At 73.2% G+C, this 21,401-nt stretch carries 19 protein-coding genes and 1 pseudogene; 10 read left to right on the top strand and 10 right to left on the bottom strand.

Annotated elements, in window-relative coordinates; all coding sequences use genetic code 11:
* Position 1: 1 nt before the first annotated feature.
* Positions 2 to 823 (bottom strand): helix-turn-helix transcriptional regulator, encoded by an 822-nt coding sequence (locus ACWEGE_RS31710; RefSeq protein ID WP_449664118.1) that lies wholly within the window; start codon positions 821 to 823, stop codon positions 2 to 4.
* 121 nt (positions 824 to 944) lie between these two features.
* Here ACWEGE_RS31710 and ACWEGE_RS31705 point away from each other — a divergent pair, with 121 nt between their 5' ends.
* Complete coding sequence (locus ACWEGE_RS31705; RefSeq protein ID WP_449664117.1) at positions 945 to 1,718, top strand: SDR family NAD(P)-dependent oxidoreductase; 774 nt, start codon at positions 945 to 947, stop codon at positions 1,716 to 1,718.
* Here the strand turns inward: ACWEGE_RS31705 and ACWEGE_RS31700 are convergent.
* The 3 genes from ACWEGE_RS31700 to ACWEGE_RS31690 all read right to left on the bottom strand — a co-directional run bounded on the left by ACWEGE_RS31700 (position 1,709) and on the right by ACWEGE_RS31690 (position 4,190).
* Positions 1,709 to 2,587: an alpha/beta fold hydrolase gene (locus tag ACWEGE_RS31700; RefSeq protein WP_449664116.1), complete on the bottom strand. Its 879-nt coding sequence runs from the start codon at positions 2,585 to 2,587 to the stop codon at positions 1,709 to 1,711. The two genes, ACWEGE_RS31705 and ACWEGE_RS31700, sit on opposite strands and share 10 nt — an antisense overlap.
* Before the next feature lie 67 nt (positions 2,588 to 2,654).
* Positions 2,655 to 2,837, bottom strand: coding sequence for a CsbD family protein (locus ACWEGE_RS31695; RefSeq protein WP_013226939.1), 183 nt, complete (start codon positions 2,835 to 2,837; stop codon positions 2,655 to 2,657).
* Between the two features lie 87 nt (positions 2,838 to 2,924).
* Positions 2,925 to 4,190 carry a cation:proton antiporter domain-containing protein gene (locus ACWEGE_RS31690; protein WP_449664115.1) on the bottom strand — a complete coding sequence of 422 codons (1,266 nt, stop codon included), beginning with the start codon at positions 4,188 to 4,190 and terminating at the stop codon, positions 2,925 to 2,927.
* Between the two features lie 152 nt (positions 4,191 to 4,342).
* On the opposite strand from ACWEGE_RS31690, the gene ACWEGE_RS31685 reads away from it, so the two are divergent.
* Both ACWEGE_RS31685 and ACWEGE_RS31680 read left to right on the top strand, forming a co-directional pair.
* Entirely contained in the window at positions 4,343 to 4,687 is a 345-nt protein-coding gene (locus ACWEGE_RS31685; RefSeq protein WP_191311205.1) for a hypothetical protein, read from the top strand.
* Between the two features lie 40 nt (positions 4,688 to 4,727).
* Positions 4,728 to 6,056 (top strand): cytochrome P450, encoded by a 1,329-nt coding sequence (locus ACWEGE_RS31680; RefSeq protein WP_449664114.1) that lies wholly within the window; start codon positions 4,728 to 4,730, stop codon positions 6,054 to 6,056.
* Here ACWEGE_RS31680 and ACWEGE_RS31675 read toward each other — a convergent pair.
* The 5 genes from ACWEGE_RS31675 to ACWEGE_RS31655 all read right to left on the bottom strand — a co-directional run bounded on the left by ACWEGE_RS31675 (position 6,040) and on the right by ACWEGE_RS31655 (position 13,374).
* Positions 6,040 to 9,696, bottom strand: a complete 3,657-nt coding sequence (locus ACWEGE_RS31675) for a family 78 glycoside hydrolase catalytic domain (RefSeq protein WP_449664113.1) — start codon at positions 9,694 to 9,696, stop codon at positions 6,040 to 6,042. The genes ACWEGE_RS31680 and ACWEGE_RS31675 overlap by 17 nt on opposite strands.
* Positions 9,697 to 9,827: 131 nt before the next feature.
* Positions 9,828 to 11,150 carry a DJ-1/PfpI family protein gene (locus ACWEGE_RS31670; protein WP_449664112.1) on the bottom strand — a complete coding sequence of 441 codons (1,323 nt, stop codon included), beginning with the start codon at positions 11,148 to 11,150 and terminating at the stop codon, positions 9,828 to 9,830.
* 2 nt (positions 11,151 to 11,152) lie between these two features.
* Positions 11,153 to 11,542, bottom strand: a complete 390-nt coding sequence (locus ACWEGE_RS31665) for a hypothetical protein (RefSeq protein ID WP_449664111.1) — start codon at positions 11,540 to 11,542, stop codon at positions 11,153 to 11,155.
* 87 nt (positions 11,543 to 11,629) lie between these two features.
* A complete protein-coding gene (locus ACWEGE_RS31660) occupies positions 11,630 to 12,283 on the bottom strand; it encodes a response regulator (RefSeq protein ID WP_449664110.1) in 654 nt (217 codons plus the stop codon).
* Entirely contained in the window at positions 12,280 to 13,374 is a 1,095-nt protein-coding gene (locus ACWEGE_RS31655; RefSeq protein WP_449664109.1) for a sensor histidine kinase, read from the bottom strand. The genes ACWEGE_RS31660 and ACWEGE_RS31655 overlap by 4 nt, the downstream gene beginning before the upstream one ends.
* A 120-nt stretch (positions 13,375 to 13,494) precedes the next feature.
* Here ACWEGE_RS31655 and ACWEGE_RS31650 point away from each other — a divergent pair, with 120 nt between their 5' ends.
* The 3 genes from ACWEGE_RS31650 (at position 13,495) to ACWEGE_RS31640 (ending at position 18,401) form a co-directional block, all read left to right on the top strand.
* Entirely contained in the window at positions 13,495 to 16,074 is a 2,580-nt protein-coding gene (locus ACWEGE_RS31650) for a glycosyltransferase (protein ID WP_449664108.1), read from the top strand.
* Complete coding sequence (locus tag ACWEGE_RS31645) at positions 16,074 to 17,504, top strand: radical SAM protein (RefSeq protein WP_449664107.1); 1,431 nt, start codon at positions 16,074 to 16,076, stop codon at positions 17,502 to 17,504. The genes ACWEGE_RS31650 and ACWEGE_RS31645 overlap by 1 nt, the downstream gene beginning before the upstream one ends.
* Positions 17,505 to 17,597: 93 nt before the next feature.
* Entirely contained in the window at positions 17,598 to 18,401 is an 804-nt protein-coding gene (locus tag ACWEGE_RS31640) for a GH25 family lysozyme (RefSeq protein WP_449664106.1), read from the top strand.
* Here the strand turns inward: ACWEGE_RS31640 and ACWEGE_RS31635 are convergent.
* Positions 18,380 to 18,640, bottom strand: a complete 261-nt coding sequence (locus ACWEGE_RS31635; RefSeq protein WP_449664105.1) for a hypothetical protein — start codon at positions 18,638 to 18,640, stop codon at positions 18,380 to 18,382. The genes ACWEGE_RS31640 and ACWEGE_RS31635 overlap by 22 nt on opposite strands.
* Positions 18,641 to 18,767: 127 nt before the next feature.
* Between ACWEGE_RS31635 and ACWEGE_RS31630 the strand changes: the two genes are divergently transcribed.
* The 4 genes and pseudogenes from ACWEGE_RS31630 to ACWEGE_RS31615 all read left to right on the top strand — a co-directional run.
* On the top strand, positions 18,768 to 20,015 hold the full coding sequence (locus ACWEGE_RS31630; RefSeq protein WP_449664104.1) for a GDSL-type esterase/lipase family protein: 1,248 nt from the start codon (positions 18,768 to 18,770) through the stop codon (positions 20,013 to 20,015).
* Positions 20,016 to 20,071: 56 nt separating this feature from the next.
* Positions 20,072 to 20,458 carry a hypothetical protein gene (locus ACWEGE_RS31625; RefSeq protein WP_449664230.1) on the top strand — a complete coding sequence of 129 codons (387 nt, stop codon included), beginning with the start codon at positions 20,072 to 20,074 and terminating at the stop codon, positions 20,456 to 20,458.
* A gap of 26 nt (positions 20,459 to 20,484) precedes the next feature.
* Positions 20,485 to 20,832 carry a ClpX C4-type zinc finger protein gene (locus tag ACWEGE_RS31620; RefSeq protein WP_449664103.1) on the top strand — a complete coding sequence of 116 codons (348 nt, stop codon included), beginning with the start codon at positions 20,485 to 20,487 and terminating at the stop codon, positions 20,830 to 20,832.
* Positions 20,833 to 21,066: 234 nt separating this feature from the next.
* Positions 21,067 to 21,401, top strand: a pseudogene (locus tag ACWEGE_RS31615) (cytochrome b); the annotation flags it as partial.

The raw sequence follows: 21,401 nt of genomic DNA, 5'->3' as shown, positions 1-21,401 counted from the left end.
CTCACTCGACCAGCGACTGCGTCCCGATCACCGCCAGCAGGGCCAGCCGCTCGGCCGCCTCGGTGCCCGGCTCCGCGGTGTACACCATCATCCGCAGGTCGCTGCCCGCGACGGCGAGGACGTCGCAGTCCAGGGTCAGTGCACCGACGTCCGGGTGGTCGATCGTCTTGCGGGCCGACTCGTGCCTGCCCACGGTCCCCGATTCCCACAGCTCGGCGAACCGGGCGCTCTGCCGGCGGAGGTCGGCGATCAGCGTGCGCAGGCCGGCGTCGCCGGGGTAGGTGCCTGCGGTGCGGCGCAGGTCGGCGACCAGGGCCGCCTGCAGCGCGTCCCGGGACTCCGGCGTGTCGCGCACCCGGGCGTTCGGGCTCAGGAAATTGCGCCGGACGCCGTTGAGGTCGGTCGCCCCCATGAGCGCCGTGTACAGCGGGTTGGCCAGCAGCTGGTTCCAGGCCGCGTCGAACACCGCGACCGGGGTGCCGGCGAGCCGGTCCAGCATGCGGTGGACGCCGGGGGTGATGTGCCGCGGGACCGTGCCGGGGCCCGGCGGGGCGAGGCCGGCCAGCCGGAACAGGTGCGCGCGCTCGTCCCCGGTCAGGCGCAGGGCCCGCGCCAGCGCTTCGACGACCTGGGCCGACGGGCTGGTCGCGCGGCCCTGTTCGAGCCGGATGACGTAGTCGGCGGAGATGCCCGCCAGCTGGGCCAGCTCTTCGCGGCGCAGCCCGGCGGCGCGGCGGCGGCGGCCCGCGGGCAGGCCGGCGGCCTGGGGCGTGACGCGGTCGCGCCAGTGGCGCAGGGCCGTGCCGAGTCCGGTGTTCGCCATCCTCCGATTGTGCAAGCCGGCCGGCCGCTTGTCCTGGTACTGCCCGTCCCAGGAAAACCGGGCCACTTCCTGCCCCGGCGCCGCGGGCCGATCGTGGAGGCGACGGAAAGGAACGCATCCCGTGAACCAGCTCGCCCTCGTCACCGGCGCCACCTCCGGCATCGGCCGGGCCTTCGCCGAACGCCTCGCCGCCGACGGCCACGACCTCATCGTCACCGGCCGCCGCGAGGACCGCCTCGCCGAGTTCGCCGCCGCCCACCCGGACGTCAACGTCCGCACGGTGGCCACCGACCTGTCCACCGACGACGGCATCGGCACCGTCGCCGCGCTCTGCGCCGCCGAGCCGCTGACCGTGCTGGTCAACAACGCCGGCGTCGCCCACTACATGCCGCTGGCGCAGTTGCCCGCGGCGAAAGCGCACGAACTCGTGCACGTCAAGGTGGCCGCACCCACCATGCTGACCCGCGCGGCGGTGGCGGGCATGCAGGAACGCGGTGGCGGGAAGATCGTCAACGTGGCCGGGATGATCGCCTTCAGCGGTCCCGCCGACGCCTCCGTGATGCCCCGCCGGGCCGTCTACGCCGGCTCGCTGGCCTATCTGGTCGCGCTGTCCCAGACCCTGCACGCCGAGCTCGAGGGCACCGGCGTGCAGGTGCAGGTCCTGTGCCCGGGTGTCGTCGCGACCGAGTTCCACGAGCGGCAGGGCCTCGACCTGAGCGCGGTGCCCCGGATGTCCGCCGAGGACGTCGTGACGGCGTCCTTGCGCGGCTTCGACCTCGGTGAAGTCGTCACGGCCCCGGGCGTCGAGGACGCCGGCCTGCTCGAGGCCGTCTTCCGGGCCGATGTGGCCGCCTTCGGCGGGCAGCGGCCCGAACTCGCCTCTCGCTACCGCTGAATCCCGCCGAAGAACCCGCCCAGCGCGGCGGCGAGGTCCTCGGGGTTCTCCTCGGCCACGTGGTGCCCGGACTCGATGGCGTGCCCGCGCAGGTCCGTCGTCCACGGCTGCCAGACCGCCAGGACGTCGCCGTAGAGGTCCTCCATGTCGTCTTCGCTCGACCAGAGCACCAGGGTGGGACACGCGATCCGCCGCCCGGCGGCGCGGTCGGCGTCGTCATGTTCGCGGTCGATGCCCAGGCCCGCGCGGTAGTCCTCGAGCATCGCGGTCACCGTGGCCGGGTCGTGGATCGCGCGGTGGAAGTCGGCGAAGTTCTCCGCCCCGAGCCGTTCGGGCGTGTTCTTCGTCCTGACCTCGTACCAGGCGTCGGGATCCGCGGTGATCACCCGTTCGGGTTTTTCCGGCTGGGCGAAGAAGAACCAGTGGTACCACTCGCGCGCGAACCGGGCGTCGCAGCGGGCGAGGGCCTCGCCGATCGGGACGGCGTCGAGGATCGCCGCGCCGCGGACCACCGACGGGTGATCGAGCGCCAGCCGGGTCGCCACGTAGGCACCGCGGTCGTGGCCCGCCACGAAGAACCGCTCGTGCCCCAGGTGCCGCATCAGCGCGACGAAGTCCGCGGCCATGGCGCGTTTGCTGTAGGGGGTGTGGCCGGCGTCGGTGGGTGGTTTGGCCGACTCGCCGTAGCCCCGGGTGTCCGCGCACACGACGGTGAACCGGTCGGCGAGCCGCGGGGCGACGCGGTGCCACGTGGTGTGCGTCCGCGGATGCCCGTGCACGAGCAGGACCGGCGGCCCGGAGCCGCCGTGGCGCACTCGCAGCGTCACTTCACCGACGTCGATCCGGTCCAGCGTGAACCCTTCGAACACCTACCGCCCCCAGACGCGCGCCCGCTGCCGCACCTCGGCGTCCGGGGTGCGGCAGCGGGAAAACGGGCTACTTCTTGTCCGTGACGCCCTTCACGGCGTCCTTGATCTTCTCGCCCGCCTGCTTGAGCGAGCCCTTGGCCTGCTCGGACTTGCCCTCGGCCTGCCACTGCTCGTTGTCGGTGGCGTCGCCGACGGCCTCCTTGGCCCGGCCCTTGAGCTCTTCGCCCTTGTTTTCCAGCTTGTCGTTCATCGGGGTGCACCTTCCGTCGCGGCGACATTTCCGGATCGGCCAGTCGCCAAAAGGGCCTTGCCGTCCGGTTACCCACTGGTTCGCGACCTACACATCGGCCGGCAGGTGGCCGCCCGTCCGCTCGATCCGCTGGATCGCCGGCTCGGCGAGGACGCCGTGCACGATCACCGACACCGCGACGGCGAGGGCGCCGACCCGCCACAGAACGTCCTGCTGCGGCACGGGAAGCCGGTTGAGCGTGTAGGCCAGGTAGTAGAGCGTGCCGATGCCGCGGACGCCGAAGAACGCGATCGCCGCGGTCGCGGGCCGTCCCGGCGACGACGCGCCGAGCAGGGAGAGCCAGCCCACGACCGGGCGGACCACCAGCACGGCGACGACGGCGATCACCACTTCGAGGGGCTGCAGGCCGCGCAGCAGGCCGTCGCCGACGGCCAGGCCCAGCCCGAGCAGGGCGAGCGGGACGAACAGCCGTTCCAGCTGGCGGCCGAAGGCGTGCAGGACGCCGTGGTACTCGTGCTCGCGCTCCTGCGTGCGCACCGCGGCCGCCGCGACGAACACGGCGACGAACCCGTTGCCGTGCACCGCTTCCGACAGCGCGTAGGGCACGAACGCCAGCGCGAGCAGGACCAGCCCGTCGGCGTACTCGGCGAGGCGCAGCCGGTCCGACGTCGTCCGGAAGATCGCCCAGCCGAGCAGCCGCCCGGTGACCAGGCCGGCCACGACGCCGACGGCCAAGGGCAGCAGCAGGTCCACCAGCACCCAGGAGACGTCCAGCCGGGGCTGCCCGCTCGCCAGCGCCAGGCCGAGGACCACGAACGGCATGGTGAGGCCGTCGTTGAGCCCGGCCTCGGTGGTCAGCGTGAAGCGGATTTCGTTGTTCCGCGCCAGTTCCGGCTCGACGTCCGGGTGCGGCACGCCGATGTCGCCCGCCAGCACCGGGTCGGTCGGCGCCAGCGCCGCGGCCAGCAGCAGCGCGACGCCGGGGGCGAGCGCGAGCCACCAGTACCCGAGCACGGCGATCGCGAGGATCGACACCGGCATGGTGACGGCGAGCAGCCGCCACGTCGAGCCCCACCGGCGCAGGCCGAACGGGCGGTCCACCGACAGCCCCGCCCCGGCGAGCGCGACGAGGATCCCCAGCTGGGCGAAGGATTCCACGCCGTGCAGGTGGGCCGCCGGGTCGCTCCAGCCGTCGCCGTAGGGTGCGGGCAGCGGGAGCACCCCGAGCACGATCCCGGCGACGAGCATCACCAGCGGCACCGAGAACGGCCGGTCGGCGACCAGCTTGGGCACGATCGCCGCGGCGAGCGCGAGCAGGCCGGCCACCCCGAACAACACCGTCAACGACGCCAAGGAACTCCTCCTGTCCGCCCGGCACCGCGGCCGGTCGTGCATCCGGGGCGCACGCGACCGGCCGGTACCCCGGAGCCGGGGTAGCGTGACGGGGAGAGGCGCGCCGCGGCCCGGATTCCCGGCGTGCGGGCGGCGAAACCGAGGAGGCCGCGGTGACGGCGACGAACGGGGCGGGCGCGCCGTGCCGGTTCTGCGGCAGGCGGCGCGACCCCCGGGTGCCCGGGCGCAACGGGCCGATCTGCGTGGACTGCGTCCGCGCCGGCCTGCGCGTGGTGCGTGACGGCGCGGACCGGGAGAGCGGCGCGGGCGACGTGCTGGCGGCGGTGACGTCCCCGCTGGCCGCGGTCTGCGACTTCTGCGGCCGCCGGGAGCGCCGGACGTTCCTCGGGCTCCGGCGGCCGCTGCTGCGCGTGGACTGCGCCGCGCGGGACGCGGTGATCTGCGTCGACTGCCTGGACCACGCCGGCGACGTGCTGAACGTCGCCCTCCGCGGCTGAGGCGCGTTTCCGCACCCCGGCCCGCGGGTAGCCGGGCGCCATGACGTCCACCCGGGAACACCGCACGCAACCGGAGACCGCCTCGGTCGCCGAGACCCTGCGGGTCGCGCTCGAGGTCGCCCTGCCCACGCTGGCCGGCGGGGTCATCAAGCGCCGTCCCGCGGTGCTGGCGCCGGCCGGGAAGCTGCAGTCCGACCGCCCGGCGATCCGCCTGCTGCGCCGGTTGCGCGACCGCCACCACGGTCACCCGCTGAAGCTGCGCGTCCCCGGCCGTTCGGTGAAACTGGCGCTGTCCGGCGCGGACGTCAAGCGCGTGCTGGCCGGCGCGCCGACGCCGTTCAGTCCGTCCACAGTGGAGAAACGGGCCGCGCTGGGGCACTTCCAGCCGCACGGCGTGCTGATCTCGGACGCCGCGGACCGGCCGGCCCGCCGCCGGTTCACCGAAGCCGTGCTGCAGCCCGGCCGTCCGCTGCACGAGCTGGCCGGGCCGTTCGCGAAAGCCGTCGAGGAGGAAACCGCCGTCCTGCTGGACTCGGTGACCCGCGAACTCGACTGGGACACCTTCACCATGGCCTGGTGGCGCCTGGTCCGGCGGGTCGTGCTCGGCTCCGGCGCCCGTGACGACACGACGCTCACCGACCAGCTCGCCCGCCTGCGGCTCGACGCGAACTGGGCCTACCTGCACCCGAAGCGCCGTCAGCTGCGCGAGCAGTTCCGGCGGCGCCTGACCGGGCACCTCGACCGCGCCGAGCCCGGCAGCCTGGCGGCGGCGATCGCGGCCGCCGGCCCGGAGGGGAAGGACACCGCGCCCGACCAGGTGGCGCACTGGCTGTTCGCGTTCGACGCGGCGGGCATGGCGACGTTCCGGACGCTGGCCCTGCTGGCGGGCCACCCGGCGGCCGCCGACCGCGCCCGCGAAGACCTCGAGGACACCGGCCCGGCCCGGCTGAGCTACCTGCGCGCGTGCGTGCTGGACGCGGTCCGGCTGTGGCCGACCACGCCGATGCTCCTGCGGGAGACCACCGAGGAGACGTCCTGGGGCCCGGCCGGCACGACCGTGCTGATCTTCACCCCGTTCTTCCACCGCGACCCGGACCTGCCGTACGCGGACCGCTTCGAGCCCGACCTCTGGCTCGACGGCCGCGCGGCGGAGAACCCGGCCCTGGTGCCGTTCAGCGCGGGCCCGGCGATCTGCCCGGGCCGCGACCTGGTCCGGTTCTGCGCGAGCACGATGCTGGCGAACCTGCTGCGCGAGCACCGGTTCGAGCAGACGGCCGGCCCGGTGCTGTCCCCGGACCGGCCGCTGCCCGCCACCCTCGACCACTTCCACCTGCGGGTGCGGCTCCTCCCGGTTACACCGGAGCCGTGAAGACGTACGTGCCCGCAGGCAGGAAGTACGTCCCCGGCGCGGACGGCACCGCTTCGGGCGGCGCCACCACCCCCGAGGGCTGCGACGTCGGCACCACGACCGTCGCCGAGGACCCGGCCGGGATCGTCACCCGCAGCGTCAACCGCCCGTTCGCGGCGGACCAGTCGCTGACCGCGCCGCCGTAGGGCGTTTCGTAGGCCGACTTCGCCGAGGTCAGGCCCCCGCCCGGCCGGGGCGCGATCCGCAGCGACGCGTACCCCGGGGACGCCGGGGCCAGCCCGCCCACCGAGCGGTAGAGGAAGTCGCCCACCGAGCCGAGCCCGTAGTGGTTGAACGAGTTCATCCCCGGGTCGTTGAACGAGCCGTCCGGCTTGATGCCGTCCCAGCGCTCCCAGACCGTCGTCGCACCGTGGCCGATCATGTAGCCCCAGCCGGGGAAGCCCGGCTGCAGCAGCACCTGGTAGGCGACGTCGGTGTGCCCGTGCGCGGCCAGCACCGGCAGCAGGTTCTCCACGCCGAGGAAGCCGACGCTCAGGTGCCCGCCCGCCGCCGCGACCCGGGCCGCCAGCTTGTCGGCCGCCGGCTGGACCAGCGAGGACGGCAGCAGCCCGAACGCCAGCGCCAGGACGTACCCGGTCTGCGAGCCCGAGCCGATCGTGCCGTCGGCCGCGGCGAACCGCCGGGTGAACGCGGCCGCGACCTGGTCGGCCAGCGTCCCGTACTGCGCCGCCTCGGCACTGTGGCCGGTGGCCGCCGCCATCCGCGACACCAGCCGGGACGACCACGCGAAGAACGCCGTCGAGATGAGGTCCTGCCCGGTGTTGTCGTCGACGTTGAGCCAGTCCCCGTAGGTCTGGTGGTCGCGGATCAGGTCGGCACCCGACGTCGAGCGCAGGTATTCGACCCACTTGACCATCGCGGCGAAGTGTTCCCGGATCACGCCGGTGTCGCCGTAGCGCTGCCACAGCGTGTACGGCACGATCACGCCCGCGTCGCCCCAGCCCGCCGTGCCCGAGCCGCCCAGCACGCCCGGCGCGACGTCGGTGAACGAGCCGTCGTCGTGCTGGGCGTCGACCAGGTCGTCGCTGAACTTGCCGAGGAAGTTCGCGACGTCGAGGTTGAACGTCGACGTCCCGGCGAAGATCCCGATGTCGCCGGTCCAGCCGAGCCGCTCGTCGCGCTGCGGGCAGTCGCTCGGCACCGACAGCATGTTCGAGCGCTCACCCCACAGGATGTTGTGCTGCAGCTGGTTCACCAGCGCGTTCGACGTCGTGAACGTCCCGGTCTGCGCGGCCGAGGTCCACATCGCGCGCCCGGTGAGCGTCGCCGCGGTCGGCGCGGAGGGCAGGCCGGTCAGCTCGACGTACCGGTAGCCGTGCACGGTGAACCGCGGTTCGTAGGTCTCCGCGGCGCCGGTGCCGGCGAGGGTGAACCGGTCGGTGGCCTGGGCCGCGCGGAGGTTGGCGGTGTAGAGCGTGCCGTCGGGGTTGAGCACCTCGGCGTGCCGCATGGTGACGGTGGTGCCGGCCGGGCCGGTCACGGTCAACCGGTTCCGGCCGCCGAAGTTCTGGCCGAAGTCGGCCACCCACACGCCCGGTTTCGGCTGGGTCCACGAGACCGGCGTGAACTCCTGCTGCACCGCGACCCCGTTGTCCACTTGGGACACCAGGTTCGGCGGCGCGCCGGAGCGCACCCGGGGTGCCGCCCAGCCGCGGTCGTCGAAGCCGGGCCGGTCCCAGCCGTCCGCCGCGAGCCGCGCGTCGTAGGTTTCGCCCTGGTACAGGTCGTCGGCGCGGATCGGGCCGTCGCCTGCCCTCCAGGTGCCGTCGGTCGCGATCGTGCTGCTCGTGCCGTCGGTGAAGGTCAGCTTCAGCTGCGCGGAGTACCACGGCTCGGTGCCGTACTTCTGGCTGCCGGCGATGCCGACGCTGCCGGAGTACCAGCCGTTGCCGACCAGCGCGCCGAGGACGTTCTCCCCGGCGCGGATCTGCGCGGTGACGTCGGAAACCCGGTACTGCAGGCGTTTCGCGTAGTCCGTCCAGCCCGGCGCGAGCACCTCGGAACCGACCTTGACGCCGTTGAGGTGGGTCTCCTGCAGCCCGAGCGCGGTCGTCAGCAGCCGCGCGCTCGCGACCGGCTTGGCGACGGTGAAGCTCTTGCGCAGCAGGGGAGCGGGGGCGCCGGCGACGACGTTCGCACCCCACGGCCCGGTGCCGTAGGTGGCCAGCGCCTTCGCCGCGGGCCAGGCGCTGTCGTCGAAGCCGGGCTGCGGCCAGCCGTCCGGGCCGCTCCGGCTCGCCTTCCACGACCCGTCGGTGACCAGCGCGGGTCCACCTTGGACGGTCAGCTTCGCGATCGCCCCGGCCGGGCTCTGGGTGGTGTTCTCGGTGCTGACCGCGACGGTGTTCGACCCGGCCTTCAGCAGGCTGCCGACCTCGACGACGGCGGCCGTCTTCCACGAGTCGGCGACGCGCGGCGAGTCGCTGACGCGGGTGCCGTTGACCCAGACGGTCGCGGTGTCGTCGCCGGTGACCACCAGGGTGGCCTTCGCCGGGGCGGCGGCCAGGTCCAGTGTCCTGCGGAAGAACCGGGTCGACGGCGGGACACCGCCGGCCGGATCGCCTTCGGGGTACCAGATCCAGCTCGCCCCGGCGAGGTCCGGGCCGGTCGTGGCCCGGCCGAGGAAGGCGCCAGCCCACTCGGCCGACGGCGTCCGCAGCGCGGTTTCGAAGCGCTGCACCGGGCTCCAGCCGCCGGCGCGGCCCTGGCCGTCCCAGACGCGGACGCGCCAGGTGTAGGCGGTGAGCGAGGCCGGCGGCGGCCCGCCGTAGGCGACGTCGGCCTGCTGGGCCGAGGCGACGCGGCCGCTGTCCCAGACGTCCTTGCCGCCGGCGGAGACGACGAGCTGGTAGGCCGACTGCCGCTGCTGCGCGGCCGCGGACGTCAGCTTCCAGCCGAACCGCAGCTGCGCCGGGTCGACGCCGAGCGGGTTCACCCGGTTCGCGACCGTGGCGCTCGCGACCGCCAGCGGGGACGCCTCCGACGGACCGGGAACGGTGACCCCGGTGCCCCAGGGCGCGGCGCCGTACGCGCCGAGGTCCGCGGCCGCGCGCCAGCCCGCGTCCGCGAAGCCGGGCTGTTCCCAGCCTTCCGGAGCGGTCGTGGCGCTCTTCCAGGCGGGTCCGGTGGCCAGGTCGGTGGTGCCGCCCGTCGTGGTCACCCGCACCCGGCCGAGCAGGCCCGCCGGGCCGCCGGCGTTGCGGACGGCGACGGCCAGGGTGTTGGCGCCGGGGACGAGCGCGGGGGCGAGGTCCACCGGCAGCGCCCGGCGCCACGAGTCCGCGGTGCGGGCCGAGGAGGCGAGCGGGCTGCCGTTGAGCCAGACGTCGGCGGTGTCGTCGCCGGTCAGGACGAGCCGGGCGTCGGTGACCGCGCCGGCGGGGACGGCGAACGTGGTGCGGAAGTACCGGGTCCCGGCCGGCGCGGCGACGCGGGCGTCGCCTTCCGGGTACCAGATCCAGTGCGCGCCGGCGAGCGTGGGCGGCGGCGCGGCACCGGCCGGGGGCGCCGCGGCGGCCGCCATGGCCAGGATCGCGGCGAGCGTGGTCGTGGCGGCGCGCCAGAGCTTCGAGGGCAGCATGCAGGCTCCCTTGCGGCGGGGACGGGCGCCGGATTTAGAACGTTTCAACCCGGCGTGCCTGGTGACTGTAATGAGAAGCTCACGTGGGAGCAATACGCCAGTGGTATGCCCCGGACTGGCCGGGGCACCACCTAAATCGTTTCAGGACGCCGCTTCCGCCGCTCCCGCTGCACCCGGACGACCACGGCGAGCGCCGCGACGCCCAGCAGGACCAGCACGACCGGCAGCGCCGTCGGCCACCACGGCCAGGCGTCGCCTTCGAAGACGATCCCGTCGGTGGGCAGCTCCAGCACCTTCGCCGTCCAACGCGCGGTCGCCACGTCGGTGCGGTGGGAAAGGCCGCTCACCGCGGTGTCATAGGGAAAGCCCGGGCGGTCGTGGACGTACTCGGGGGCCGGTCCGCCGGGTGGTGGCGTGACCCCGCGCGTCGCGCCGGGGACGAGCAGCCGGTCGAGGTCCGGTGCGGCGGCGAGCGCCGCGCGGGGCAGGAACGTGAGCCCGTGCCGGGACCGGATCGGGCCGCCGCCGGCGCTCACGGCGAGGGTGCGCGAGGACAGCGACTGGCCTTCGGTGTCGAACACCGACGCCAGCTCGACCTCGCCGACGCCGTCGGCGAGCAGCACGCCGATCTCGTCGGGGTGCCAGCGGAACCCGGCGTTGACGATCGCGGCCGCGTCCGGCATCCCGTCCGGCGGGTGCACCGGCACGGCGGTGCCGTAGCGGCGCCAGCCGATCGACGCGGCGGCGCCGGCCGCCACCTGGCGCCCGGCGAGCCGCTCGACCCAGTGCAGCGTGCCGTCGATGCCGGAGAGGATCCCGGCGGTGGTGACGACGGTGCCGTCGTCGACGAACCGTTCCCCGCGCACCCACCGCACCGCCGGGTACTCGGCGGCCCACGCGTCGACCTTCAGCCAGTGCGCGGTGGCCGGCCGCCCGTCCAGCAGACCGGCGGAGGCGAGCACCGCGCCGCCGTTGCAGACGCTCAGCAGCTTCGAGCCGTGGGCGGCCTGGGCCCGCAGCCAGGTGGTGACGGGTTCGGCGCTGGGCTCGCCGACGTCCGGGAACGCCGGCACGACGACCAGGTCCGGCGCCCGCGAACCGAGCCGGGCGGCGAGGCCGGTGAAGTCGAAGTCCGGCACCAGGTCCAGGCCGCCGGTCAGCGGCTTCGGGTCGCGGTGCGGCGCGACCGTGTAGACGTTGAACCGGCCGGTCGCGGCCAGGATCTCGTAGGGGGCGAGTGCGTCGGAGACGACGGCACCGCGATCGCCGACGACGACCACGGCGGTCGGCTTGGCCGGGTCATGGGGGACCGGGGCCGCGGCGGGGACGGGCCGCGGCGGGCCGGCGGCGTAGAGGGCGCCGATCGCGCCGAGCGAGGCGACGGTGGCGCCCACGGCGGGGACCACCAGCACGGCGGCCACCGCGGCGAGGAGGAAGGCGATGCGCTTCAGCACGATCAGTGCCAGTACTCGGCGCGGCGCCACACCATGGCGGCGAGCATCAGCGGGAACATGACCACGTGCCCGGCGACCATCAGCGTGGTGCCGGAGATCGCGCCCAGCCAGTACGGCACGAGCAGCGCCGCGAACGGCAGGTACATCGCCGCGGCCATCTCGGCGATCCGCGGCCACGAGTGCCGGCGCAGAGCCATGGCCAGGACCATCGCGACGGTCATGTTCGTGGCCATCACCAGTGCGCCGGCGTCGGGGCGGTCGAGCCAGGCGGACGGCCACAGCGGGCCGAGCGCCACCATGCCGACCAGCATGGCGACGACCATCTCGACGTAGTGGCCGGTGAACCGGGCGAGCTTGCGGCCGGTGGTCCGGGTGGTTCCGGTGGTGGTCATGGTTTCCCTCCAGGTCTTTCCTGGAAGGAGCATCGCGGCCGGCGGCCGTGCGGCCAGGTGCCGGAAGTCATGACCGGGGGTCATGGTCTACAGCAGGCCGAGATCCCTCGCGCGCAGGGCGGCCTGGGTCCGGTCGCGGGCGCCGAGCTTGCCCAGGACGTTCGTGACGTGGTTCTTCACCGTGCCCTCGGCGAGGAACAGCGCCGCCGCGATCTCCCGGTTGCTGCGGCCGTCGGCGAGCAGGCGCAGCACGTCGAGTTCGCGCTCCGACAGCGGCACCACCAGCGGCTGCGGCCGCGGCTCCGGTGCGTCCGGCAGCTGCGCGAACCGGGCGACGACCTTCGCCGCCACCGAGGGCTGCAGCACGGATTCCCCGCGCGCCGCGGCCAGCACCGCCTCCACCAGCCGCGCCGACGAGACGTCCTTCAGCAGGTACCCGACGGCGCCCGCGCGCAGGGCGGCGAAGACGTCCTCGTCGTCGTCGAAGGTGGTCAGCGCGATCACCCGGACGCTCGCGTGCTCGACCCGCAGCCGCCGGGTCGCGGCCACGCCGTCGAGGACCGGCATGCGCAGGTCCATCAGCACGACGTCGGGGGCCAGCGAAGCGGCTTCACGCAGGGCTTCGGCACCGTTGCCGGCTTCGCCGACGACGTCGATGCCGTCGTGGGTGGCGAGGAGCGTGGCGAGGGCTTCGCGGAACAGGGCCTGGTCGTCGACGAGCAGGACGCGGACCGGCGTCATCCGGGGATCTCCATGGTCAGGGCGCTGCCGCCGCCGGGGGTTGAAGTGAAGGCGAGTTCGCCGCCGAGGTGCTCGGCCCGTTCCCGCAGGCCGACCAGGCCGAAGCCGGTCGACGCGGCGCCGTCGCGGCCGCGGCCGTCGTCGCGGACCTCGACCCGGACGGCGGTGGCGGTGTAGCCGAGCACCACGTCCGCCGTGGCGGCGCTCGCGTGCTTGCGGACGTTCGTCAGGCCCTCCTGCGCGGCCCGGTAGAGGGCTTCGCGCCGCTCGTCCGGCAGCGGGCGTTCGGTGCCGGTCACCGTGAGCCGGGTCGGGACACCGGTCGCCGACGTCTCTTCGGCGAGCGCCTTCAGCGCCTCCGGCAGCGGCGGCACCACCCGCGGTTCGCGCAGCGCCCGCACCGAGCGGCGGACCTCGGCCAGCGCGGTTTCGGCCTGCTCCTGGGCCTTGGCCAGCACTTCGTCGGCCTTGCCGGGGTCGGTCGGCAGCACCGCCCGCGCGGCCTTCACCTGCATCTGCACGACGGTGAGCGAGTGCCCGAGGCCGTCGTGGATGTCGCGGGCGACGCGGTTGCGCTCCTGCGCCGTGGCGAGCCGCTCCGCCTGGGCGGCGTGGTCGCGGAGTTTCGCGTACGCCTCGGCGAGTTCGCTTCGCGAGCGCTGTTCGCGCAGCGAAAGCTCGGTGATGATCGCGGCGAACAGCACCGACATGAAGGTGCCGATGCCTTCCCGCAGGCCCTCGCCCAGCGACATCCCGAGGTGCACGAGCGGGACCACGGCGATGACGAGCGCGATCGCCGGCCGCGGCAGGCGCAGCAGCACGCACTGGCTGACCAGCACGACCAGGAACAGCGTCGTCCCGACGCCCGCGTCGATCGTGAAGAGCACGAAGGCCAGCGGCAGCTGGACCGCGACGTAGGCCGCGCCCCACGCCAGGTGCCCGCGGGCCCGCACCCAGCCGAAGGCCGCGGTGGCGAGCACGGCGAAGACGGCGCCGAGCACGAGGGCGAGCCGGGGTTCCCCGGAGCCGAGGACCCCGAGCGCGATCGAAAGGAGGGCGCCGCAGGTCAGCACCCCGAGGGCCCGGTTCATGCGGTCACTGTGGAGGCTGCGGGCGGCCGCGGTCAACCACGAAGGCGTTCACACGGCCGTTCGACACCCCGGCGCTTACGCTGGACCCGACGGCCAAGCCGATTCGGGGGTTTGACATCGATGTCAGTGCTCTGGGGCGTGTCCTTCGACGCCACTCCGCTGTCCGGGGTCGTGGTGGAGTTCCTCAAGACGGCACACCGCTTCGCGGCTCGCGGGCACCGCGTCCACCTGGACCTCGGGTACGACATCAAGGCGGACAAGGGCGCGTTCTTCCGGCCCTACCGCGACGAGGCCCGGCTGCTGCCGGACTGGGTCACGCTCGACCGCGTCGACGGCGTCGAGCGGATCCGGGGCTACGACCGCGCGTTCGTCGAGCGGGTCCTGACCGAAGTCGTGCAGGGCGGCGACTTCGCGCTGCGCCCGGAGATCGACCGCGTCGCCGGCGAGCTGGCGGACCGGATCGTGGCCACCTGGGAGCGGCTCGGCGTCACCGTGGTGATGGTGGAAAACGGGACCCTGCCGGAAAACCTCGCCTACACCGAAGCGCTGTACCGGGCGATCGACCGCTACGGCACCCGCCACCGGCTCGGCCGGTTCGTGTTCTGGCGCGACCACGACCTGATGTGGCAGAGCGAACCCGGGATCGCCAAGTACGGCACGTTCCCGTACCCCGGCGTCCCCGCGCCGCGCAACTCCCCGCACCTCCACTACTTCGCCCTGCACGAACAGGCGAAGGCGCGGACCCTCGACTGGGTGCCGGGGCTGGCGAACATCGACGTCCTGCCCAATTCCTTCGCCATCGCCCCGGCGCGGATCGACGAGCGCAACGCGGCTTTCCGGCGGGACCACGGCATCCCCGAGGACGTCCCGCTGCTGGCCCGGATCACCCGGATCATCCCGCAGAAGCGCATCGACCGGGACCTCCACCTGCTCGCGCTGCTGCCGGAGGCCTGGCTGTTCGTCGCCGGCGACACCGGGGAGACGCCGACCGAGCACGCCCGGCTCACCGGCCTCGCGGACCGCCTCGGCGTGCGCGAGCGGGTCGTCTTCGGCGGCTGGCTGACCCCGTACGACACGCCGGTCCCCGGCCGGTACTCGGTCCGCGACCTGCTCGCGCACGCGACCGTCGTCTCCTTCCTGACCTCCTACGACTACGAGAGCTACGGCAACCCGGTCAGCGAGGCGATCGCCTCCGGAACGCCGTACATCACCAGCGGGTACGAGCTCTACGACGTCGTCTACGGCGGCTTCCGCGCCCCGGTGCTCGACATCCGGGCCCGCGACCTGCCGGACGCGGCCTTCGCGCGCGAAGTCGCCGAGCTGATCACCGACGAAGGGAAACGGGCGGAAGTGGTGCGGGTGAACTCGGAACTCGGGCAGGCGCGGTTCGGCGCACGGGTGGTCGACGACCTGGTCGACCGGCTGTACCCGCCGCCGATGGGGGCGGCGACGCGGATGAGCGTCGTGCTGCCGGTCTACAACGAAGCCGCCAACCTCCCGGAGGTGCTGCGGACCCTGCACGACCAGCGTGACGGCGACGGGCCGCTGGACAAGAGCCGGTACGAGGTCGTGCTCGTCGACAACAACTCCACCGACGACACCGTGGCCATCGCACACGCCTTCGCGGCCGCGCACCCGGACCTGGCCCTGCACGTCATCCACGAGCCCGAGCAGGGTGTCTCGTGCGCGCGGCGAGCCGGGATGGACTTCGCCGCGGCCCGCAGCCGGAACCGGCCCGACAGCGACCCGGCGGAGCGGTTCCACCTCGTCTCCGCCGACGCGGACTGCCGGGTGGACGCGCATTGGCTGAGCGAGCTGCTGGACGCGATGGAGACGTCCAAGGCCGCCATCGGCGTCTGCGACTACTACTACAACGCCGAGCACTTCACCGGGCGGCCGCGGCTGTGGGAGGCGATCCAGAAGACGCTGCGGTGCCGCGCGGTGACGTTCTCGCTCTTCGGCGGCTTCCCCGACGGCAAGGGCTTCGCCGTCGAGCGCGACGCCTACGAGCGCGCGGGTGGCATCGAGATCTTCTACCAGCTGCAGGACGGGAAGTTCGTCAACCACCTCTCCGACGACTGGGACTTCGGGATCAAGGTCGCCAACGGCGGCGACCCGATCACCTACGTGCCGCGCTCGCGCGTCGAAATCAACCCGCGGCGGGTCGACCACGCCATCGACGAGGTCATCGCCGGCCGGGCCTACGGCTCGGACGGCATCATCGTCATGCGCGACATCCGGCCGTCGGCGCCGCCGGTGCCCACCGACCTCACCGAAGCCGAGGCGCGGCAGGCGTGGGAGTTCTCGATCAAGGACTTCACCCCGAAGAACACCATCCTGCCGGTGCTGCTGACCCCGGCGCTGCTGGAGGACGACGCCGTGATCGCGTTCTTCGGGCCGGACCTCGCCGCGCGGCTGGCCCGGCGGATCACCGAAATCCGGCACGAGATGCGCGTCGTCGACTTCACCCCGATCCACGCCTACAAGACGCCGTCCTACCGGCTGTACTTCGAGTTCGCCGACGAGCTGTTCGCGTGCCTGCGGCGGCACGTCGGCGAAGACATCGGGTACCCGCCGCCGCTGCCGCCGTGCCTGGCGGAAGTCCCGGCCGAGCGGTTCGCGGAGTTCGTCCGCTACTACTGCGAGGACCGCGAATCGGGCGAGGCCCACAACTACTTCGGCAACGGAGGGGTGTTCTGATGACCCTGGGCTACGAAGCGGCGGTCGGCTCGCTGCACGCGATCGATCCCGCATGGCCGCGTCCCGCGGTGCTCGACGTCCTCGAAGCGCCCGAGAACCGGCACCTGCTGGACTTCGTGCAGGAGGACCCGTTCGGGGCGCACGTGTTCCCCGGCAACCTGCCCGGTTCGCCGCCGGAGTTCCTCGCCGACCTGGACGCGCAGCTCGCGTCGGCCGGCCCGATCCACCTGTGGTCCTACATCCCGACCTGCGCCTACCGCTGCCGGTTCTGCCAGTACCCGGTGGTGCTGGTGAAGGGGAAGATGGAGAAGGCGGCCGACTGGGTCGACCTCAACATCGCCGAAGCGCGGCTGTGGCTCGACGCCGTGCCCCACCTCGCCGGCGCCGAGGTGGGGGAGTTCAACGTCTTCGGCGGCACCCCGTCACTGCTGCCGGAGCCCGAAATCCGGCGGCTGCTGGAGTTCTACCGCGAGAACTTCGGGTTCACCGCCGGCACGACGATCCGCTTCGAGGGCGACCCCAGCACGTTCACCCCGGCCAAGCTCGACCTGCTGCGGGAACTGGGCTGCACCAAGCTCTCCAGCGGCGTCCAGTCGTTCGACGACCACGTGCTGCGGCTGTGCGGGCGCGAGCACACCGCGCGGATGTGCGTCGACTTCGTCCGCAATGCGAAGGCGGCCGGCTTCGAGTGGGTCAGCATCGACCTGATGTACGGCCTGCTGGACCAGACCCTCGACAGCGTCCGGCGCGACCTCGACGTCGTGCTGGAGAACGAGGTCACGGCGGTGGTGTGCACGAAGCTGCACCTGGCGTCCTACAGCGACACCCGCACCGGCGTCACCGGCGAAAAGCCGGCGGCCTGGCAGCTGCCGTCCTACCGGGACAAGCTCGTGCGCGACGGCCACCGCTGGCCCACGCTCGGCGAGCAGTACCAGATGCGGGAGCTGCTCACCGAAGGCCTGCGGGCGGCCGGGTACACCGAGCACCCGACGATGTACTTCGCGCGCGACGGGCTCGGGCCGGAGAAGTGGAAGTCCATCATGGTCGACCAGGACCGGCAGGAGGCCGAGGTCGCGATCGGCCTGGGCGGCAGTTCGAGCTGCCGCGCGTCCGAGGCGATCACCGACGTGAACTCCCGCCGCTACACCGAAACCGTGCTCGCCGGCCGGATCCCGCTGGGCTCGGCGACCAGGTTCACGCCCGAGGCACAGGAAGCGCGCGCGGTGAAGATGGCGCTGACGACCTTGCAGCCGGTGCGCGATTCCCTGCACCGCGAACGGTTTCCCGGCAGCTCGCTGTTCGCGGAACCGTGGCTGGGGAAGTTCCGGTCCCTGGCTTCGCGCGGCCTGGTCCGGCTGCGGCCGGGCGTCGTCGAACTGACCCCGGCCGGGGAGGTGCTCGTCGAGGCGATCATCACCACCGAACTCTGAAGATCACTGCATCGGGTGACAGACCCCTCGCGGGGAACGAGCGCGGCAGGCAGCATGGAGTCCGGACCTGCGCCCACCGTGATCGGAGCCCGGATGAACCGAACCGTGACGGCACAACGGCTCGCCGGCGCGGCCGCGCTGGCCGCGTTCGCGGCGGTGGTGGTCGCGCCGCCCGCCCGAGCCGGCTACGCGCTGGCGGAGGAGAACTACGCGGGCACGCAGATCGCCCGGTACGAAGGCGTCCAGGGAACCCCGCGGGCCGAAGCCGACGGGCAGACGCTGGGGCACGACGTCAGCGGGCACCAGGGTCCGGTCGACTGGGCCGCGGCGGCCGGCGCCGGGGCCAAGTTCAGCTACGTCAAGGCGACCGAGGGCACCGGGTTCGTCAACCCGCAGTTCGGGCAGCAGTACGACGGCGCGCACGCGGCGGGCATCATCCGCGGCGCGTACCACTTCGCCCGCCCGGACGTCTCGGGCGGGGCCGAGCAGGCGGAGTACTTCATCGCCAACGGCGGCGGCTGGCGCGCGGACGGCACCACCCTGCCCGGCGCGCTGGACGTCGAGTACAACCCGTACGGCGAAGTCTGCTACGGCAAGAGCCCGGCGGACATGACGGCGTGGATCGCCGACTTCACCCGCACGTACCTGGCGAGGGTCAAGCGCAGCGCGCTGATCTACACGAGCACGGCGTGGTGGAAGCGCTGCACCGGCAACACCGGCCGCTTCGGGAACACCGACCCGCTCTGGCTGGCGCGGTACGGCCCCGACGTCGGCGAGCTGCCCGCGGGGTGGGCGAAGCACAGCATCTGGCAGTTCGCCAGGGGCGGCGGCCTGCCGGGGGACCAGAACTACTACAACGGCCCGCTCGGCCGGGTTCAGGCGCTGGCGAAGGGGTGAGGCCACCGCCGGCGCAGGTCCGGCCACGGCGGCCGGTGCACCATCGCGATCCCGGCGAAGGTGGCCGCGACCAGCCCGACACCGATCCCCAGCAGGGCGACGCGCGTGGCGTCCACGGCCGGCTCCCACCGGGCCCGGCCCTCGCGGACGGCGAACACGCCGACCGGCCGGTGCACCGGGATCACCGTCGTACCGTCCGGGGTTTCGTACGGATCGCCGAAGAGGCGGGGTTCGGTCATGCCCGCCATCGAATCGGAATCCGCCGCCGCTGACAAGATCGGACAGAACCCTGTCGTTTCCGTGACCGGCTGCTTACGATCGGCGGAGGGGGGTCGACGTTCGTCCTTTGTGGACCCGGGAGGCGCCGTGCGCAAGGTCGTCCTGCTCGCCGCGATTTCGGTGGCGGCCGCCGCCGTGGTCTCCGCGCCCGGCGCCGCCGGTGCCGGGCGCTCGTGGTTCACGTCGTGGGCGCAGTCGCAGGACGGCCGGGCCGACGCGCCGGTCACCGACCGGACGCTGCGGATGATCACCCACCTCAGCCGGGGCGGCGACGCCGTGCGCGTCCGGTTCCAGAACACCTTCGGCTCCGGGCCACTGACCATCGGGCACGCCACCGCCGGCCCCAGCGCGGGCGACGCGGCGGTCTCCTTCACCCGTGAGCTGACCTTCGCCGGCGAGCCCGCGGTGACGGTTCCCGCCGGCGGCGAGGTCTGGAGCGACGAGACCAGGCTCGCGACCGGCCCGGACGCCGACCTCGCGGTGACCATGGCGGTCGAGGGCACGGCCGTGCCCGGCCGGCACGGCGCGGCGTTGCGCGACAACTACCTCACCCCGCCGGGCTCGGGCGACCACACCGCCGACACCTCGGGGGCGGCCTTCACGTCGACGGTCGGGTCGACCTACGTCGTCAGCGCCGTCGACGTGCACAACGCGGCCTTGCACGGCGTCGTGGTCCCGTTCGGCAGCTCGGTCGTCGACGGCATCGGCAGCACCAACTGCGGCCCCGGCTGCACCCGGCCCGGCGCGAACCGCCGGTGGACCGACGACCTGGCCCGGCGGATCGTGGCGGCGTCCGCGCCGCTCGCCGTCGCCAACGCCGGGGTCTCGGGCACGACGAGCGCGCGGACGTGCCCCGGGATGCCGCCGTCGGTCGCGGGCCTGGACGCGGCGAGCCGGCTGGACCGGGACGTCCTGGCGCTGCACGGCGTCACGGCGGTCATCTACTACTACGGCACCAACGACCTGGCGTACGGCTGCGACGCGGCCGCGATCCTCGACAGCTACCGGGCGGTGTTCGCGCGCCTGCGGGCGGCCGGCATCGCGGTGTACGTCACGCCGAGCACGCCCCGGCCGGGGTACGGCGACCAGGCGAACCTGGCCCGGCACGAGATCGCGCTGTTCGTCCGGCGCGGGAACACCTGCGGCGGCGCGTGTTCGGGGGTCGTGGACTTCGACACGGTGCTGGCGGACCCGCTGAAGCCGAACAGCATCCTGCCGGCGTACGACAACGGCGACGGCATCCACGCGAACGAGGCCGGCCAGCAGGCGCTCGCGGACTTCGTCGCGGTCCCGATGCTCACCCGTTCCGGGCCGGTTCTTCACGCGATGGGGTGATCGGGCGAGTCGGAGCGGCGGGCTTGTGCGTGCCGGTCAGCAGAGTACGTCCGGTGATGAACGAGTCGATGGACGACGCCGGGTGCTGCCTGCTGTCGGTGGCCTGGAACGTCGCTCCGCTGGCCGAAGGCCCATCGGCCTCCCGGCGCGCCGACCTGCGGCGCACGGTGGTGTCGGTGTGCCGGGCGGCGGGCCACGGCGCCCGCGACTGGGCCGCGCGGCACGGGCCGGGAACGGCGGCGGAGTACCGGCCGTTCCTGCAGCTGGCCGACGTCGCCTACGAGATCGCGACGCTGCTGCTGCTGGTGGAGGACTTCCTGGTGCCGGACCTGGAGCGCGAACACCGCCGCTGGGCGGAGATCGAGGAGCTGACGTCCCGCTTGACGGAGCTGTCCGAGTGGACGGCGGCGTTCCTCTTGTCAGGCGCTCCCTTACGTCTGTAAGGTCGCGCCTGACAAGGAGGTCTTCGATGACTGCCGTGGTGTTCGCGCGCTGTTCGTTCTGCTCCAAGGCCAACACGGAGGTGGACACGCTGGTCGCCGGTCCGGGGGTGTTCATCTGCGACGGCTGCGTCGGGTTGTGCGTGTCGGTGATCGAGGGCAAGCCGGCGGACGCGCCGCTGATCGCCCCGTGGGAGCACGACCTGCCGCTGGCGCAGGTGCTGGCCAACCTCACCCCGGTGTCGGCGGCGAGCGCCCAGGTCCAGGAGAACCTGGCGGCCTGGGTGGGCAAGGCCCGCGCGCTGGGCGGCACCTGGTCCCAGATCGGCGAGGCGCTGGGGATGACCCGCCAGTCGGCGTGGGAGCGGTTCGCCTAGTCCCCGGCGCGGCGGTCCGCGGGGCGTCGGGAAGCGCTTTCGGTTTCAGTGCAGCAGGTCCTGATCGTCCACTGTGGACCATTGCGGCCCGTGACGGCATCCGGGTGACATCGGCGTGGGCACGCGCGACGGCCCCTGCGATTCACATTCGATTCAGACGGCGGGGTTCGGTTGCCGGATCGATCTCCCGGTGTCACGGTCGAGGCCCGTGACGACGTGAGGAGCGCGGTGCCGATGAGTTCACTCACCACGCCGACCAAGGGGTCGAGCCCGGTCGAGAAGGCGCTGGGCGATGCGGCGAACAATGCCGACCAGCGGTATCACCTGGCCAAGGGTCTGCGGCACCAGATGAACAAGGTGTTCCCGACGCACTGGTCGTTCCTGCTGGGCGAGATCGCGCTCTACAGCTTCATCATCCTGCTGCTGACGGGTGTGTATCTGACGCTGTTCTTCGACCCCTCGATGCAGGAGGTCGTCTACCACGGCAGCTTCAAGAACATGCAGGGCCTGGAGATGTCGCAGGCGTTCCGCACGACGCTGGACATCTCCTTCGACGTCCGCGGTGGGCT

The organism is Amycolatopsis sp. NPDC004747 (genome assembly GCF_053601335.1).
This window is presented reverse-complemented; position numbering and strand designations above follow the sequence as displayed.

Coding starts and splice junctions, on each gene's coding strand:
- ACWEGE_RS31710 (WP_449664118.1), bottom strand. CDS start 823: ATGGCGAACACCGGACTCGGCACGGCCCTGCGCCACTGGCGCGACCGC.
- ACWEGE_RS31695 (WP_013226939.1), bottom strand. CDS start 2,837: ATGAACGACAAGCTGGAAAACAAGGGCGAAGAGCTCAAGGGCCGGGCC.
- ACWEGE_RS31680 (WP_449664114.1), top strand. CDS start 4,728: ATGACGTCCACCCGGGAACACCGCACGCAACCGGAGACCGCCTCGGTC.
- ACWEGE_RS31675 (WP_449664113.1), bottom strand. CDS start 9,696: ATGCTGCCCTCGAAGCTCTGGCGCGCCGCCACGACCACGCTCGCCGCG.
- ACWEGE_RS31665 (WP_449664111.1), bottom strand. CDS start 11,542: ATGACCACCACCGGAACCACCCGGACCACCGGCCGCAAGCTCGCCCGG.
- ACWEGE_RS31660 (WP_449664110.1), bottom strand. CDS start 12,283: ATGACGCCGGTCCGCGTCCTGCTCGTCGACGACCAGGCCCTGTTCCGC.
- ACWEGE_RS31655 (WP_449664109.1), bottom strand. CDS start 13,374: ATGAACCGGGCCCTCGGGGTGCTGACCTGCGGCGCCCTCCTTTCGATC.
- ACWEGE_RS31650 (WP_449664108.1), top strand. CDS start 13,495: ATGTCAGTGCTCTGGGGCGTGTCCTTCGACGCCACTCCGCTGTCCGGG.
- ACWEGE_RS31645 (WP_449664107.1), top strand. CDS start 16,074: ATGACCCTGGGCTACGAAGCGGCGGTCGGCTCGCTGCACGCGATCGAT.
- ACWEGE_RS31640 (WP_449664106.1), top strand. CDS start 17,598: ATGAACCGAACCGTGACGGCACAACGGCTCGCCGGCGCGGCCGCGCTG.
- ACWEGE_RS31635 (WP_449664105.1), bottom strand. CDS start 18,640: ATGACCGAACCCCGCCTCTTCGGCGATCCGTACGAAACCCCGGACGGT.
- ACWEGE_RS31625 (WP_449664230.1), top strand. CDS start 20,072: ATGAACGAGTCGATGGACGACGCCGGGTGCTGCCTGCTGTCGGTGGCC.
- ACWEGE_RS31620 (WP_449664103.1), top strand. CDS start 20,485: ATGACTGCCGTGGTGTTCGCGCGCTGTTCGTTCTGCTCCAAGGCCAAC.